Genomic DNA, 16,738 nt, shown 5'->3' with positions numbered 1-16,738 from the left:
TGGGGAGGGCGTTTCATGCAGACGGGCTATTTCTTCCTGGTGGTGCTGGTGGTGGGGGTAATCTTCGTCAACGGCTGGACCGATGCGCCCAACTCGATCACCTCGATCGTCTGCACCGGGGTGCTTCCCTTCCGCAGGGCGGCTCTTCTCGCGGCGGGATGCAACCTGTGCGGGCTGCTGCTGAGCTGGCTCTTGGCGCCCAAGGTGACCAACACCATCCGCGAGATGGCGGACTTTTCACAGACGGACCCCTTTTCGGCCCTGAGCGCCCTGTGCGCGGCGATGGCGGCGGTCATCCTCTTCGCGGTGGCCGCCTGGATATTCGGGATTCCCACCAGCGAGAGCCATGCGCTGCTGGCCGCCCTGTCGGGCGCCGCCGCCGCGCTGGGCGGCAAGGCGGCGATCAGCGAGGGGGCCTGGGGCAAGGTGCTGTGGGGACTGCTGCTCTCCTCGGCCGGGGGGCTGGTGCTGGGCTTTTTGGTGTGCGGCCCCTGTGCGCGGCTGCTGAAGCGGGGCGGACACCGTGGGGCGCGGCGGATACAGCTCTTTTGCTCGGTGCTCCTCTCCCTTATGCACGGCGCGCAGGACGGGCTCAAATTCGTGGGTGTGCTGCTGGTGGCCGACTCCTTCCTGCTGGGCGCTCCGGCAAGCAGCGAGGTGGACCTCTCGGGGAGCCTCGGCGCTGTGCTGCTCTGTGGGGTGGTCATGTCGGTCGGGACCCTGGTGGGCGGGAGGCGGATCATCGAGGCGGTGGGCGAGCAGATGGTTTCGCTCGGGGAGCGCAGCGGGAGTGCAAGCGACCTTGCCGCCGCGCTGCTGCTGCTCGGCGCGACCGCCACCGGCATACCGATGAGCACCACCCACACCAAAACCTGCGCGGTGATGGGCGCGGGGCTGCGCTGCGGCGAAACGGTGCACCTGAGAGTGGTGGGACGGATGGCGCTCGCCTGGGGGATCACCTTCCCCGTCTGCGGGCTGATCGGATGGCTCATTACCCGGCTGGTGGTCGGGGCATAAAAAGTCCTGCGCACTCAAACGGGTGCGCAGGATTTTTTAAATCTATTGGGTGAGCTGCAGGATTTTCCCGATGTCGTGGAGCACCTCGGTCTTGGAGATGACCACCACCTTGTCCCCGGCTAAAATCTGGGTGTTGCCGCGGGGGATGATCAGCTTGTTGTCCCGGGTAATCGAGACTACGATCGAATCCACCGGCATGGACAGCTCGCTGAGACGGATCCCGTTGAGCTTAAAGTCGGGCGGGATCGACAGCTCGCTCAGCGACGCCTCGCCGCGGTTGATGGCGGCCAGCTGCTTGATGGCCGAGATGTCGATCTCCCGCTCGAGCAGCCGCACGATGTTGTCGGTGCTGGAGATCGGGATGTCCACCCCGAGCTGCTGCATCACCTTGGCGTTCTTGGGGTTGTTGACCCGCGCCACCGTGCGGCGCACCCCGAACTTTTTCTTGGCCAGCTGGCAGATGATCAGGTTGTTTTCGTCCTTCCCGGTCACCCCGACCAGGGCGTCGGCCCCTTCGATCCCGGCCGAGCGCAGCACCTCGATGAGCGAGCCGTCGCCGCAGATGATGGGGATATCCAGGTTGTTGGCCAGCATGACGCACTGGTCCTTGTTGATTTCGATGACGTGGGGGTCGTGCCCGTGGGAGAGCAGCGTCTGCGCGAGGTAGTAGCCCACCTTTCCGCCCCCGACGATGATGACTTTCATAGTGTGATTCCCTCTCCGCTCAATCCACGAGCTTGGTGTAGATCAGCCGGTCCTTGGCCGCCAGACGCACCCGTCCGTCCCGGGCGAAATCCAGGCTGCCGTCCTCATGCAGCACGCCGAGGAGCATCTCCCCCTTCGGCACCGGCAGCTCGCTAAGCATATCCCCCGCGTATTTCAGCGGCAGGGGGACGGTATCGAAGGCGACCACCGACGAGTCGAAGGTCAGCTGCTTGGTCTCGTCGGTGTCGATGAGCATGGAGTAGACCGCTTCGACGGTGATGTTGGTCGGGCAGATGGTCTTGAGCCCGAAGTGGGAGAAGACGTCCTTGCGCTGCGGGTCGTAGATGCGCGCGAGCACCCGGGGCACATGGAAAATCTCCTTGGCCACCTGGGAGACCATGATGTTGACGTTGTCGTCCCGCGTCACGGCGGCCAGGGCGTCGCACCCCTGGATCCCGGCGCGCTTTAATACGTCCTGGTCGATGGGGATCCCCTGGACCGTGAAGCCGGCAAAGTCGTTGTCGAGCAGATCGAAGCTCTCCGGGTTGCGGTCCACGATGGCAACGTCGTGACCGAGCTGGCTGAGCAGATTGGCCAGATGGGACCCCACCTTGCCGCAGCCGATGATCAGTATATTCATTCCATGACCCCCAACAATTAGGTTCATTGCGTAAAAAATATTATACCCGCTTTTCCATGAAAAAGCAATTGCCGGGGTGCTTCTTTCATCCCGCTCACAGGACGCCGCGGCAGGAACGGGGGAGCCCGTCCGGGGGCGCAGAGAACGAAGACAACTTTTTACCAATATACTGGTAGCAAGGAGCATCCATAAAAATGCAAAAAAGAAAGGGAGATTCACCTATGGATAAGCAAATCAGCCTCAGCGAGCTTGATATAGACCACAGCGCCAAGGTGCAGGCGCTGGATTTTGACGGAAACGAGCGGCGCAGGATGCTGGACCTCGGACTGCGCGAGGGCAGCGTCATCAAGCCGGTGCTCAGCAGTCCCTCGGGCAACCCGACCGCCTACCAGGTGTGCGGCGCAATCATCGCTTTGCGCAGCTGCGACAGCATGCGGATCAGCGTTTCCCCCCTCGCCGCGCAGGGAGGTGCCATCTAGCATGGCCCTTCTGCACAGCGCACCGCAAAGCGTTCCGCCGATACATAGCACGGCCCCGGGCGGCTATACCGTCGCCTTGATGGGGAACCCGAACGTCGGGAAGTCCACCGTCTTCAACTTCCTGACGGGAATGCATCAGCACACCGGCAACTGGCCGGGTAAAACGGTGGCGGTCGCCAGCGGCGAGTACCTCTATGGGGACAGGCAATACACCGTGATCGACCTGCCGGGGACCTACTCGCTCTCGGCAAACTCGCCGGAGGAAGAGATCGCGCGGGATTACCTGTGTTTCGAGCATCCGGATGTGACCATCGTGGTGGCGGACGCCACATCCCTGCTGCGCAACCTGAACCTCCTGCTGCAGACGCTGGAGATCACCGGGAACGTGGTGCTCTGCGTCAACCTGATGGACGAGGCGAAGCGCAAGGGGATCACGGTGGATGTTAAGGCGCTGGAAAAGCGCTTGGGGATCCCGGTGGTGGCTGCTTCGGCGGCGCAGGGCGAGGGGATGAAGGAGCTGATGGAGGCGGTAGGGCGCGCCTGCGACGAACCGGCGAGCCCGGATATCGCGCCGGTCGGCTACGGCCCGGTGCTGGAGAACGCGCTGGACACCGTCAAAGAGAGCCTGCCCTTCATGGGCGAGCGGGAAAAGCGGTTCGCGGCGCTGCAGCTGCTCTGCGCACAGGAGGAGCTGGCGCTGCGCTTCGTGCGGGAAAACGGGGTGGAACCTTCCGGCCAGAACCTCGACTCCTCGCTCGACCACGCCTGGCATATCCTGCGCCTGTCCGGCGTGCGCCCCGAACGGATCGAGGACCTGGTCGTCAAGAAGATCGGCACCCGGGCTCAGGAAATCTATGAGGAGACGGTGCGCACCTTCTGCAGCCGCCGCTCGTCGCGGGACTTAAAGCTCGACCGGGTGCTCACCTCCAAGCGCTACGGCATCCCGATCATGCTGCTGCTCCTGTGCGCGGTGTTCTGGCTGACCATCACCGGGGCGAACTACCCGAGCGCGGCGCTCTCCACCCTGCTGTTCGGGTTGGGGGACGTCATGGGCGGATGGTTGAGCGCCGCGGGCGCGCCGCAGTGGCTCTACGGCTTTTTGATCATGGGGGTCTGGCGCACCGTGGCCTGGGTCGTGTCGGTTATGCTGCCCCCGATGGCGATCTTCTTTCCACTGTTCACCCTGCTCGAGGATTTGGGGTATCTACCGAGGGTCGCCTTCAATATGGATAACGCCTTCTACCGCTGCGGGGCCTGCGGCAAGCAGGCGCTGACCATGTGTATGGGCTTTGGCTGCAACGCGGCCGGGGTGATCGGCTGCCGGATCATCTCCTCTCCCCGCGAGCGGCTGATCGCGATCCTGACCAATAATTTTGTCCCCTGTAACGGACGTTTTCCGACCCTTATTGCAATTATCACCATGTTCTTTTGCGGGACGCTGGTGGCCCCGCTCGATTCGGTCCTCTCGGCGCTGCTACTCACCGGTGTGATCCTCTTCGGCGTGGCGATGACCCTGCTGGTGAGCAAGCTCCTTTCCAAGACGGTGCTCAAGGGCCTACCCTCCTCCTTCACGCTCGAGCTGCCGCCCTACCGCAAGCCGCAGGTGCTCAAGGTGGTAGTGCGCTCCATCTTTGATCGGACCCTCTTCGTGCTCGGGCGGGCGGTGGCGGTCGCCATTCCCGCGGGAGCGCTGATCTGGCTGATGGCCAACGTTATGGTCGGCGATGTGAGTGTGCTCAGCCTCTGCGCCGGATTTTTGGACCCCTTCGCTCAACTGCTGGGGATGGACGGCGTTATCCTTTTGGCCTTCATTCTGGGGCTGCCGGCCAACGAGATCGTGGTGCCGATCATCATTATGAGCTACATGGCGACCGGACATATGATCGAGATGGAAAATCTCAGCGCGCTGCGCGCCCTGCTGGTGGATCACGGCTGGACTTGGGTGACGGCCTGCTGCGTCATGCTCTTTTCGCTGGTACATTTCCCCTGTGCGACCACCATGCTGACCATCAAAAAGGAGACGGGGAGCCTCAAATGGACCGCGCTTGGATTCTTGATTCCAACGGTGCTGGGGATGATGATCTGCGCGGCGTTCAATCTGATTTTTGGATGATGAAATTTGTAGGAAATTTGAAGTTGTCTGTTTGAGGGACGAAAAAGTCTAAGTCAAATTACAAATAAGGCAAGAGCCCCGGATGGTCATATTGACCATCCGGGGCTCTTGGACATTGGTTAGAAAGTCTAATTTCCCCAAATGAAGTCGACAATTTTCGTCAATATATTGACTGTATTTTCCAATGTGGTATAGTAAAGGGGAGGATAAGACAAAGAACTGAGGTGTGCTTTATGTGTTTAAAAGGAAAGGTCAGCTTGCGGATCGTCAGTATGATTCTTTTTATGGCCGTTGTTTTGACGGGGATGCCGTTTAGTGGGCCCTTTAGCGTGGTCGCCTATGGAGCCTCGGGAACGGAGCGTACGGTTGGGGAGTCTGGATACCAGGTAGAAACGACGGTGACCTTTAGAGGACAGCCCGTCAAAGATAAAACGGTTCATTTGCACTGCCAGCCGGACAAGGGGTCAAACTTTAAAGTCGCGGCACGCACTGACATAGACGGCATGGTATCCTTCGACAGCTTACCGGCTGGAGAATGCTATTTTACCATAGAAGCATCTGACTCAGATGATTTTAGCGAATATGACGGCAAATTTTCCGGGCAGACTTTTCACGTCCCGCAGGGGCCGGTTCCTTTAATTGAACTGGAGGAAGGGGAAACGATTTCTTTTAGTGTTTCCTTGGAAAATGGGCAGAAACTGGATGAGTTGTCGGTTGCTCTGTGTTTCTGGTCTCCGAAGGACTACATTTCTAAAGATATATGGAAGCTCTTGTCGGCGCCGCTCGGTTCAAATCCAACGATTACTTTTAGCAATCTTCCAAAATGGGACAAGTGTTCCATACGGATTGATCGGGTTGAAGGACAAAATATAAAATATTGGGGAGAGGATTTCGGAGAATACTTCTCGATTCCTGGCAGTGCTCCGGACATTGTTCTGGAGGCGGGGTACAGCGGCTCTACTCGCGTAACCTTGGATGGCGTTCCCCAGAAGGGCGCTTATGTCAACGTGGAGGGTGTGCACGATAATATTTCTGTGAAGACAGATAGCAACGGAGTGGCGACATTTACCAACCTTCCTTCTGCGCAAAGTGCTTATTTTACGGTGTTTCGCAAAAAGGGGGAATTCGCCGCTTACAATGGTGCGAATGAGGGCAAGGTTTTTGCGACCACGGATGGCAACTATCCCAATATCGAATTGAAAAAAGGGAGAGCCTTCACAGCAAAATTTTTGGATCGGGGCAAACCTCTGACGAATACTTTGGTTCATGTTTGCCAACTTGATGCGATGAATGAGACATGGACAGTCGCCGACGAGGTGACGGATCAAAACGGCACGGCCACCTTCACCAATGTTCCGGCTGGAGGAAATTATTACTTTATCCTCTTTAACCGGGTTAGCGAAACTGTCTGGAAGTCGTTCTATAGTGGCGAGGACCTCCCGAAATACACCCTCCCGGCCGATATCACCATCGACATCAGCGACAATCCCAGCGGCGGTTCATCGACGAGTTCGCGCAGAAAGGACAAGAACGACAACAGCGGGAACTGGAACCAGTCTTATACCGCGCCGAAGCTCGGCGGCAGCGCCCCTGCACCTATAAGCGGGCCGGTCAATACCGAGACCGCCGTCAACCTGACCAGGGAGGCGCTCAAGGTGGCCGGGCAGGCCGGAAACACTTCCGCTGTAGTTAAGTTCCGGAATGTCGGCGCAATGACGCTGGCCACGGCGCGGGCGATCGGGGAAGCGGCGGGAACCACGCCGGTCAAAATTTACGCCGACTCCACGCTGGGTGACGGTACCGTCGATGTGCGGCTGACCCTTAGCCCCGCGCAGATGACCAAGGATATCGACCTATCCGCCTCTACGGTTTCCGAGCGCGCAAAATCCACCAAGGCGCTCTTTGGCAAATGGTTTAAAAACCGTTTGCAGGTAATCAGCTTCACGCAGCAAGGGAGCTTCGGCATGCCGGTCGAAATCGCAGTCAAGCCGGACAAGGAGCTGGATCAAAAGTCTCTTTACTTCTACCACTATGACAAAGAGACCAACTCTTATAAACAGATTCCCGCACCCAATTATTGGATGGATGAAAACGGGTACCTGCACTTCACTACCTCCCTCGCAGGGGACGTTATCATCACGGATGCGCCGCTTCAAAAGTAATAGCGGTCCCAATTGTTATATCAGCCGCCCGGCCTTCTATTTGGAAGGCCGGGCGGTTTTTTGCTTGCCAAACGGAGAAGGGATGCTATAATAGCCGGTAGACGGCCAGGGCAATACCAACATCCCGCCTTCTTGGTTTGCGCGCAGGCCTATAAAACAACAGCCGCAGTAACATCGCTTGAGGAGGATCACCATGCTGGATCAGAAATTGCAAGAGCAGATCGACAGCTTTGTAGAAAAGAACCGGAATCAGATCGTGGAGACGGTGCGCGCATTGGTACAGATCGACAGCCTGCGCGGGGCACCGCTTCCCGGCGCGCCCTATGGGGCGGGCCCGAGACGGGCGCTGGACCGTGCGCTCGCCATCTGTAAGGAGCAGGGCCTCTCGGTCGCCGACCACGAGGGCTACTGCGGCAGCGCGGTGCTGCCGGGGCAGGAGGGCGAGATCGCCCTGGCGGCCCATCTGGACATCGTGCCGGTGGGGGAGGGCTGGTCGGTGGATCCCTTCTCGGCCACCCTGCGCGACGGCTACATCGTCGGCCGGGGCGCGAGGGACAACAAGGGGGCCTTTGCCGCCGACCTGTACGCAATGCTCTGCCTGCGCGAGCTCGGCGTGCCGCTGCGCCACTCGCTGCGCCTCATCATGGGCTGCAACGAGGAGACCGGGATGAAGGATATGGAATATTACCTCTCCAAGAACAAGGCGCCCGACTTCACTCTGGTGACCGATTGCAGCTTCCCGGTCTGCCACGGGGAAAAGGGCGGCTTCTCGGGGGACATTATTTTCCCGAAGCCCGCGCGGGTGCGTCGGGCCGGCGGGGGCGTGGCACGAAACATCGTGCCCGCGCAGGCCAGCGCCGAGGTGGATTGCCAAGGTCTTGACAAGGAAAGAATCCTGGCCCTGGCCGGGGAGGCCGAAGGGATTTGCGCGAAAATGGAAGGGGACACCCTGACGGTCAGCGCCGAGGGGATCTCCTTTCATGCGGCCTTCCCCGAGGGATCCAAGAACGCTATCGGACGCCTGCTTCGCTTTCTGTGCGGCGCCGGGCTGCTCGAGGGGGAGGACTTTGAGCGCGGGCGTTTCCTGGCGGATACACTTGAGCACTATTACGGCGAGACGCTCGGGATCGCCTGCGCCGACGCCCAGACCGGCAAGCTGACCTGTGTGGGCGGCCTGCTCTTCGAGGAGAGCGACGGGCTGCATTTGAACCTCGACATCCGCTACCCCGTCACCGCCTCGGGCGGCAAGATCGGCAAAAAGATCGCCGCCGCCTGCAAGGAGCACGGCTGCTCCTTTGTGGTCACCAAGGACGACGCGGGCACCTATGTCCCCGCCGACCACCCTGCGGTACAAACGCTCTGCCGGGTCTACCGGGAGCTCACCGGCAGCGGGCGCGCCCCCTATACCATGGGCGGCGGGACCTACGCGCGCAAGTTCCCGAACGCCGTGGCCTTCGGGCCGGGCGACCCCGAGGAGAAGCTCCCCTACGAGCCGGGACGCGGGGATGCGCATCAGCCGGATGAGAGCCAGAATATCGGGATCCTGCTGCGCTCGATTAAAATTTATGTGGCGGCAATCCTCGAGCTCGACAAAATTTTATGACGCCGGGTGTTATCGTTTGGGACGGAAGAAGCGCACAGCCTCTCCCGTCCCAATCTCTTTCTTACACAAATCCGACATGGGATTTTCATCAAGAATTCACAAAATAGGGGATTTTCACTAAAATACCCTTTACAAATTTCAGATTTATGATATGATCTAGCTACGTGATAATATTAGAAGTATTATTAGAAACCTTATCAGAGGAGTGATCATATGAACGCAAGGGAACGCGTTCTGGCGGCGGTTGCCGGAAAACCGGTTGACCGGACGCCGGCAGGCTTCTGGCTGCACTTCACCGAGGACAAGCAGAACGGCGAGGCGGCGGTACAGGCGCACCTGGACTATTTTGAGAAGACCGGCACGGACATCATGAAAATCATGACCGAAAACCTGGTCCCGCACGACGTGCCGATCAAGACTGCCTCCGACTGGAAGAGCATAAAGCCTTTCACCAGAAACTCGAAGTTCATCACCGACCAGGTGGAGATCATCAAGCGGATTCTGGATAAGGTCCACGATCAGGGGATCGTGCTGGCCACCATCCACGGAATTGTGGCCTCGGCCTGGCACGCGAGGGGCGGCCCGGCGGGCTATGAGACGGGAAGCAGCTTTCTGGCCGAGCATCTGCGCGAGAATCCCGAGGCGGTGTCCTACGGCTACCAGGTGATCGCCGAGGCGGTGGCCCTGCTGACCGAGGAGAGCTTAAAGGCCGGGGTGGACGGGATCTATTACGCCGCGCTGGGCGGCGAGAGCTACCTCTTTAACGACGAGGAGTTCGAGCGGTACATAAAACCCTGCGATCTGCGCATCCTCGAAGCGGCGAAGAAGGTGCCCGCCTTCAATATCCTGCACGTCTGCAAGGACCGTCTCAACCTGGGCCGTTATACCGACTATCCCTGCGAGGTGGTCAACTGGGGCGTCTACGAGCAGAACCCCTCGCTGGAGGAGGGCAAGAAGCTCTTCCCGGGCAAGGTGCTCCTGGGCGGGCTGGACGATCGGGCCGGCGTGCTGGTCGACGGGCCGAAGGAGGCCATCGAGCAGGAGGTCTACTCGGTTCTCGACCGGATGGGGACCACCGGATTTTTGCTGGGCGCCGACTGCACCCTGCCCACCGAGATCCCCTACGCGCACATCCGCACCGCCGTCGAGGCGACCGGGAAGTACGCTTCCCGCTAGAAAGGTGAATAACGGCCGAGGGCCGTTCATTAGGAATAGACGTATAAGCATTTAGGAGGATTACCACATGAAAACAAGGTTGATTGCAACTCTGCTTGCCGCCTGCACACTGGCCTCCATCGCCGCTGGCTGCGGCGGCAGCGAGGCCCCGGCCGAGTCTTCCTCGGCCGCTCCCGAGAGCAGCGAGGCCGAAGCCCCCGCCTCCAGCGAGGCCGAGACCCCTGCCGCGGGCGGCACCTACTCCGGTACCACCAAGTATCCGGAAGGCAAGTTCGTCTTCTACGGCTACGGCCAGCCGCAGTTCATGCTCGAGCAGTACCAGCTCTGGTTCGACATGCACAAGGAGGCCACCGAGGGCGTTGAGATCGAGATGATCCAGTGCGAGGGCGGCGAGGATGCCCGTAAGAAGGTCACCCTCACCTACCAGTCCGGCGCGATGGACGAGATGCCCGACGTGGTGCAGACCGCGACCGCGCAGATGATGGACATGGCGAAAAACGGCATCCTGATGGATGTGACCGATTTCCTGCAGCCGCTGGAGCCCGAGATGCTCGACGGCGTGACCGGGGACGTGCAGTACGACGGCAAGATGTACGCGCTGCCCGATTCCTTCCGCCCGCAGCTGCTCTTCTACAACCAGGAAATCTTCGACCAGTATGAGATCGACCCCGCCCAGATGGACACCATGGAGGGCTACATCGAGGTCGGCCGCCAGCTCAAGGAGAAGAGCGGCGGGAAGGTTTACCTCTCCTTCGCTTCCCCGAGCCAGAAGACCTGGGCCTACTGGGGACGGCGCGGCCTCTGGCCGCAGGCCAAGGCGAGAATCTGGGACGATGAGGGCAATGTCGTCTTCGGTTCGGACGAGGGCACCAAGCTGGCCGCCTCGACGCTGGACACCCTCTTCAAGGAGGACCTGCTGCTGCGCTCCCAGGTCATGCAGCCCCCGCTCTATGACTCGATCCGCAATGGCGAGGTCGCGACCTTCTACATCGGCGCCTTCTGGGATGAGTTCATCCGCAAGAACACCCCCGAGATCGCCGGCAAGTGGAGAATGATGACCGCGCCCAAGTACGAGGACATCGGCCTGCGCGGCGCGCCGGTCACCGGCATGATGGCGATCGTCAACAAGCCCGACGCCAAGTACGCCGACCTCTTCAAGGACATCTGGTATGACTATATGTTCACCGCCGAGTACCGCAACCAGCATGCGCAGAACATGGCCGACGAGGACGGTCCGTGCTGGAACCCGATCTCCAAGGCGCTCTCCGAGGACCCGTTCTGGAAGTCTCCGGACCCGTTCTACGGCGACCAGTCCTTCAAGGAGATGGAGACCGTGGGGCTCAAGGATGCGGCCCCCAACATGGTCGTGACCTCTTCGGACGCCGAGGCGGACACCATCATTTCCGACGAGCTCGACCGGTATATTGCGGGCGACCAGGATATGGATACGACCATCAAGAATATCGACGAGCAGCTCAAAGCCAAGATCGGCACCGCGAAAAACTAAGCCTGCCCGCCGTAGCATGCGCGCCGCTGGGAAGCGGCCGCAGAAAAAGACAACGAACTGTCGGGGGAGGCTTGCATGCAAGCCTCCCTCTTTTATAAGGCACAAGTTTGGTTTCGCGGGTCTAAGACAGAAAGGCACGGTAACGTTATGAAAAACTTTCAAAAGGGCTTTAAAAAGCATTTTAACGCCTACCTGTTCATCTCCCCGTTTTTCATCCTCTTTTTGGTGTTCCAGCTCTTCCCAATGATCTGGTCCCTGGTTTTAAGCTTTACCGAGTGGAACGGGCTGGGCCCCAAGGAGTTTGTGGGGGTGCAAAACTACGTCATGCTCGCCAAGGACCCCACCTTCTGGACCACGGTGCAGAACACCTTCCTTTACTGGCTGGTGGCGATCGTCTTTGTGCTCTTCTTCGCCATGATGGTGGCGCTGCTGCTCAGCTATAAGCCGCTGCGCGCCAGGGGCTTTTTCAAGAGCATGACCTTCTTCCCCTATGTCTGCGCCACCGTGGCGGTGGGCCTCATCTTCAACATGCTCTTCGACTTCAACGCCGGGCTGATCAACGAGATTTTACGGATGATGGGCCTCGAGGGGGTCGCCTGGCTGACGAGCACCTCGCTGTCCAAGATCCCGCCGATGATCCTCTACGTCTGGCGCAACACCCCGTGGTATACCATCATCATCATGTCGGGGATCCTCAATATCCCGGCGGACTACTATGAGGCGGCCACGGTGGACGGGGCGAACGTCTTCCAGAAATTCTTCAAGATCACCCTGCCGTGTCTTGGCGACATCCTCTTCTTCTGCTTCTTGACGCTGACGGTGGAGAGCTGGAAAATCTTCGCCGAGCCGTACGTCATGGTGGGCCCCGGCTCGTCGAACATGTCGATGTTCCAGTACATGTACCAGAACTCCTTTGTGATCTTCAAGATGGGCTACGCCTCGGCGATTGGCTACATCCTGACCATGATCCTGCTGGTGTTCTCGCTCATCCAGTTCTTCATCATGCGCCGCAACGGCGAAGCCTAAGGAAAGGGGGAAGAGAAAATGGATTATACTTCTAAAAAGAAGCTGACGACCTTCTTCGTTTATTTCTGCCTGATCTTTATCGTAATCATCTCGATCTTTCCGGTTTTCTGGATGATCCTCACCTCGATCAAGCCGACCAGCGAGACCCTTTCGGGGCTGGAATCCTTGGTGGTACATAACCCGACGCTCGGCAACTACAGCGCGGTCAACAAGATCGCCCCCATGCTTTACCCGACCATGAACAGCATCTTCGTCACCTTCTTCGGCACGGTGAGCACCCTCTTTTTCTGCTCGCTGGCGGGCTTTGCCTTTGCGAAGTTCCATTTCCCCGGGAGGGACGCCCTGTTTTTGATGGTGCTCGTCACCCTGCTCATCCCGCAGGAGGTCGGCATTGTGCCGCTGTTCACCATCATGCGCTCGCTGCATCTGACCAACTCCCTGTGGTCGCTGATCATCCCCCGCGCGGCGACGGCGCTGGGCATCTTCTACATGCGCCAATACTGCATGTCGGTGCCGGACGAGATCGTCGAGGCCGCCAGGATCGACGGCTGCCGCGACTTCACCATCTACACGCGGGTCATCCTGCCGATCATCAAGCCGGCGCTGGCCTCCTGGGCGTCGCTGACCATGATCTCGCGCTGGAACGACTTCTTCTGGCCGCTGATCTTCATGCGCACCCCCAAGAAGTATACCCTGATGGTCACCATCTCCCTGCTGCCGGTGAGCGACGGCCTCTCGACCCCCTGGCCGGTCATCATGGCGGGCACCTCGATCGCGGTGCTGCCGATCATCATCCTTTACTTCCTGTTCCAGAAGTTCCAAAAGGCAGATTTGATGGCCGGCGCGGTCAAAGGTTAAAGAGAAGGGAAAGTTTGAAAGATGAATCTTTCAAACTTATGGGTTTGCTCTTTGGCGGTCCTGCAACCGCCATTTCGGCAGAAGCCAATGCAGCCCCCGGGAAAGGAATGGTCATAAAAATGGAAAAAAACGAAATGCCGTCGAGCTGGACGGATTATATCAAGCTGATGAACCAGGAGATCATCCCGGCGCTCGGGTGCACCGAGCCGGTGGCGGTCGCCCTGGCCGCGGCCAAGGCGGCCGAGGCGCTGGGCTGCGCGCGGGAGGAGATCGCCGAAATGGAGATCCTCGTCAGCCGCAACATTTTAAAGAACGCCATGAGCGTCATCATCCCCGGCACCACCCTCTACGGGCTGGAGTATGCCGCGGCCTTGGGCTTTGCCGCGGGGGACCCGGGGAAGGACCTTGAGGTGCTCACCGGGCTCTGCGATAAGGACATCGCCCTGGCGCAGCGCTGGGTAAACGGGCACAAGGTCAAGGTTTCGTTGGCCGAAAACGACGAGACCATCTACATCGACGCACTGGCCAAAAAGGGCGGCGCGTGCGGGAGGGCCGTCATCCAGGGCAAGCACAACCATTTCCTGTTGGTGGAGCGGGACGGCGAGACGCTGCTGCAAAACCGGAAGCTGGACGAGGAGAAGGGCGAGGAGATCGACTTTTCCGCCATGTCGCTGCGGGACATCTTCGATTTCGCCTCCGGCGCGGATATCAAAACCCTGGAATTCATCGAGAAGACCAACCTCTTAAACTACGCCATCTCCCAGGAGGGGCTCAAGAACGACTACGGCCTGATGATCGGCAAGGGCATGCAGGCGCGCCAGAAAAAGGGCCTGGTCGGGAAGGACCTTCAGAACCTCGCGATCATGCAGACCACCGCCGCCATCGACGCGCGCATGGCCGGGTGCAGCATGCCCGTGATGAGCAACTCGGGCAGCGGCAACCAGGGGATCACCGCGACCGTGCCGGTCTGCGTGGTGGCGGCCGAGACGGGGGCGAGCGAGGAGCAGAAGATCCGCGCGCTCACCTTAAGCCACATGACCGCCATCTACATCAAGCACCACCTCGACCGCCTGAGCGCCCTGTGCGGGGCGATGGTCGCCGCCTCGGGGGTCAGCTGCGCGGTGGTCTATCTGCTCGGCGGCGGGTACGGCGCCGTCGAGAAGGCGATCACCAACATGATCGCCAACATCACCGGGATCATCTGCGACGGGGCCAAGGCGGACTGCGCGCTCAAGGTCTACGCCTCTTTGCAGGCGGCCTTCGAGGCGGCCTATCTCGCGCTCGACGGGGTCTGCGCCGCCGGGATCGAGGGGATCGTCACCGGGGATGTGGAGCAGACCATCGACAACCTCGGCACGCTCACCATGGAGGGGATGAAGATCACCGACAAGGTGATTCTGGACATCATGCTCTCCAAGACCAGCGGGGACGGCGTCGGCGATGGCAGATAAGAAATCCTTAAAGGAGCAAGTTTACGCCGCGGTGATCCGGGACGTGATCAGCGGCGAATACCCGCCCAACGCCATCCTCAGCGAAAAGCAGCTCATCGAGCGCTTCTCGGTGAGCAAGTCCCCGGTGCGCGACGCGCTCATCGAGCTGTGCAACGAGGGGGTGCTGCGCAGCATCCCCCGCTTCGGCTACGAGGTGGTCGCCTACACGGAGAAGGACGTGCGGGAGATTATCGAGTTCCGGGGCGTGCTCGAGTCCCACTGCCTGCGCCAGTGCGCCGGCTCCCTGACCGCCGCCGACTTTGAACGGCTCGACCAGTTCCTGGTCCAATCCGAGCAGCTGGCCCACAGCGAGCAGGAGATCGTCGCGCATTGGGAGAACAACGTGAGTTTCCATCTGCTGCTTTGTTCCCTGGCGCAGAACGAATATATCTATAAGGAGCTGGAGCGCAGCATGAACGTCCAGCTGCGCGCCTATGCGCAGTTTCACTGGGACCGCTGGCACAAGACCGCGATCATCCTGGACGTGGACACCCACAAGATGATTGTGCGGGCGCTGGCCCGCCGGGACCTCGAAGAGGCGCTGCGCGTGCTGCGCCAGGACCTGGGGCTCTGGAACGAAAGCGGCTCCCCGGCCCGGTTTTAAACGACAAGAAAGGACGATGGACAATGGATCCGATCAAACGCCTGTGCGCGGCGATGGATGAGGGGGTCGACGCGGCGCTGATCACGAGCGGCCCCAACCGCTTCTACTTCACCGGCATGACCTCCTCGGCGGGGACGCTCTTCATCACCCGTGAGAAGGCCTACTTCCTCATTGATTTCCGCTATATTGAGAAGGCAAGGGACACCGTCAAAAACTGCGAGGTGGTGCTGCAGGACGACCTGATGGAGCAGCTCGGCGAGCTGATCCTGCGCCACCAGGTCAAAACCGTGGGGATCGAGAGCCGGTATATGACCATCTCGGCCTTCGAGGGGTTCTCCGGGGGGCTCCCGGCCGAGGTGCTGCGCGACGGGCGGCTGCAAAGCGCCATCGACGCGCTGCGCGAAGTAAAAACCTCCGAGGAGATCGCCCATCTGCAAAGGGCGCAGGACCTGACCGACGAGGCCTTCCGGTTTATCCTGCCTTACATCAAGCCCGGCGTCAGCGAGCAGGACCTGATTTTGGAGCTGGGCGTTTATATGGAGCGCCACGGCAGCGAAAACCGCGACATCAACATGATCGCCATATCGGGGAAGAAGACCTCGCTCCCCCACGGCCGCGCGGACACCAAGAAGATCGAAAGCGGGGATTTCGTGATGTTCGACATGGGCTTCGTCATCGGCGGCTACCATGCCGATATGACCCGCACCGTGGCGGTGGGCAAGGTCAGCGACGAGCAGCGCAAGGTCTATGCGACGGTGCTCGAGGCGCAGCGCCGCGCCCTCGACGCGGTGCGCGCGGGAGTGCCCTGCGCCGAGGTGGACCGCGTGGCGCGCGACTATATCGACGGCGCCGGCTACCGCGGGTGCTTCGGCCATAACCTCGGGCACAGCGTGGGGATCGAGGTGCACGAGGACCCGCGCCTCGGGCCCGCGAGCAAGGCCGTCCTCAAGGCGGGCGGCTGCGTGACGATCGAGCCGGGGATCTACCTGGCCGGACGCTTCGGGGTGCGGATCGAGGACATGGTCATCGTCACCGAGGACGGGTGCGACGACCTGACCCACTCGGACAAGAGCTTAATCATCCTGTAGTCTCCTGGGGGAGCAAACCGCATGGTTTGCTCCCTTTGTCTACACAAAAATTAAAATTAGTCCCGCAGACGGACTTTGCCCGCCGAAGGGACACAGCCAGAGCAAATTTGGCGGGGAGCAGGCCCGGTGGGCCTGCGGAGCTCATTTGCGAATGGAAGGGGTTCCATGGGGAAACTGGCGGAACAAGGCCTCAGCCGCTGTGATTGCCAGTTGCCCCATGCGGTTTTGTACGAAAGCGTCGAATCCTGCGTATTGAAAAAAGGAGAGGAA

14 protein-coding genes are annotated in these 16,738 nt (G+C 60.1%); 12 read left to right on the top strand and 2 right to left on the bottom strand.

Annotated elements, in window-relative coordinates; all coding sequences use genetic code 11:
- Nucleotides 1-15: 15 nt before the first annotated feature.
- Entirely contained in the window at nt 16-1,017 is a 1,002-nt protein-coding gene (locus B5477_RS01670; protein WP_079698083.1) for an inorganic phosphate transporter, read from the top strand.
- Between the two features lie 42 nt (nt 1,018-1,059).
- Here B5477_RS01670 and B5477_RS01665 read toward each other — a convergent pair whose 3' ends face one another.
- Nucleotides 1,060-1,722 carry a potassium channel family protein gene (locus tag B5477_RS01665; RefSeq protein WP_079698082.1) on the bottom strand — a complete coding sequence of 221 codons (663 nt, stop codon included), beginning with the start codon at nt 1,720-1,722 and terminating at the stop codon, nt 1,060-1,062.
- Nucleotides 1,723-1,741: 19 nt separating this feature from the next.
- Nucleotides 1,742-2,362, bottom strand: coding sequence for a potassium channel family protein (locus B5477_RS01660; RefSeq protein ID WP_079698081.1), 621 nt, complete (start codon nt 2,360-2,362; stop codon nt 1,742-1,744).
- A 221-nt stretch (nt 2,363-2,583) separates the two neighbouring features.
- On the opposite strand from B5477_RS01660, the gene B5477_RS01655 reads away from it, so the two are divergent.
- From B5477_RS01655 to B5477_RS01605, 11 genes are all read left to right on the top strand, one after another.
- A complete protein-coding gene (locus tag B5477_RS01655) occupies nt 2,584-2,841 on the top strand; it encodes a FeoA family protein (RefSeq protein WP_079698080.1) in 258 nt (85 codons plus the stop codon).
- A gap of 1 nt (nt 2,842) precedes the next feature.
- On the top strand, nt 2,843-4,954 hold the full coding sequence (feoB, locus tag B5477_RS01650; protein WP_079698079.1) for a ferrous iron transport protein B: 2,112 nt from the start codon (nt 2,843-2,845) through the stop codon (nt 4,952-4,954).
- Nucleotides 4,955-5,211: 257 nt separating this feature from the next.
- Nucleotides 5,212-7,116: a hypothetical protein gene (locus B5477_RS01645; protein ID WP_079698078.1), complete on the top strand. Its 1,905-nt coding sequence runs from the start codon at nt 5,212-5,214 to the stop codon at nt 7,114-7,116.
- Between the two features lie 193 nt (nt 7,117-7,309).
- Nucleotides 7,310-8,719, top strand: coding sequence for a Sapep family Mn(2+)-dependent dipeptidase (locus B5477_RS01640; protein ID WP_079698077.1), 1,410 nt, complete (start codon nt 7,310-7,312; stop codon nt 8,717-8,719).
- Between the two features lie 213 nt (nt 8,720-8,932).
- On the top strand, nt 8,933-9,895 hold the full coding sequence (locus B5477_RS01635) for a uroporphyrinogen decarboxylase family protein (protein ID WP_079698076.1): 963 nt from the start codon (nt 8,933-8,935) through the stop codon (nt 9,893-9,895).
- Nucleotides 9,896-9,962: 67 nt separating this feature from the next.
- Complete coding sequence (locus B5477_RS01630; RefSeq protein WP_079698075.1) at nt 9,963-11,402, top strand: ABC transporter substrate-binding protein; 1,440 nt, start codon at nt 9,963-9,965, stop codon at nt 11,400-11,402.
- Nucleotides 11,403-11,549: 147 nt separating this feature from the next.
- On the top strand, nt 11,550-12,428 hold the full coding sequence (locus B5477_RS01625; protein ID WP_079698074.1) for a carbohydrate ABC transporter permease: 879 nt from the start codon (nt 11,550-11,552) through the stop codon (nt 12,426-12,428).
- A gap of 18 nt (nt 12,429-12,446) precedes the next feature.
- Nucleotides 12,447-13,286 carry a carbohydrate ABC transporter permease gene (locus B5477_RS01620; RefSeq protein ID WP_079698073.1) on the top strand — a complete coding sequence of 280 codons (840 nt, stop codon included), beginning with the start codon at nt 12,447-12,449 and terminating at the stop codon, nt 13,284-13,286.
- A gap of 119 nt (nt 13,287-13,405) precedes the next feature.
- The gene (locus B5477_RS01615) at nt 13,406-14,737 is read left to right on the top strand and encodes an L-cysteine desulfidase family protein (protein ID WP_200806033.1); all 1,332 of its coding nucleotides are present in this window, start codon (nt 13,406-13,408) and stop codon (nt 14,735-14,737) included.
- Nucleotides 14,727-15,380 (top strand): GntR family transcriptional regulator, encoded by a 654-nt coding sequence (locus tag B5477_RS01610; RefSeq protein WP_079698072.1) that lies wholly within the window; start codon nt 14,727-14,729, stop codon nt 15,378-15,380. The genes B5477_RS01615 and B5477_RS01610 overlap by 11 nt, the downstream gene beginning before the upstream one ends.
- Nucleotides 15,381-15,403: 23 nt before the next feature.
- Complete coding sequence (locus tag B5477_RS01605; protein ID WP_242942093.1) at nt 15,404-16,468, top strand: M24 family metallopeptidase; 1,065 nt, start codon at nt 15,404-15,406, stop codon at nt 16,466-16,468.
- Nucleotides 16,469-16,738 lie beyond the last annotated feature (270 nt).

The sequence above is a fragment of the Provencibacterium massiliense genome, assembly GCF_900169495.1.
Taxonomy (GTDB): Bacteria; Bacillota; Clostridia; order Oscillospirales; family Ruminococcaceae; genus Harryflintia; species Harryflintia acetispora.
Note: the sequence above shows the minus strand (reverse complement) of the source record. Positions and strands in the feature narration are given on the sequence as shown.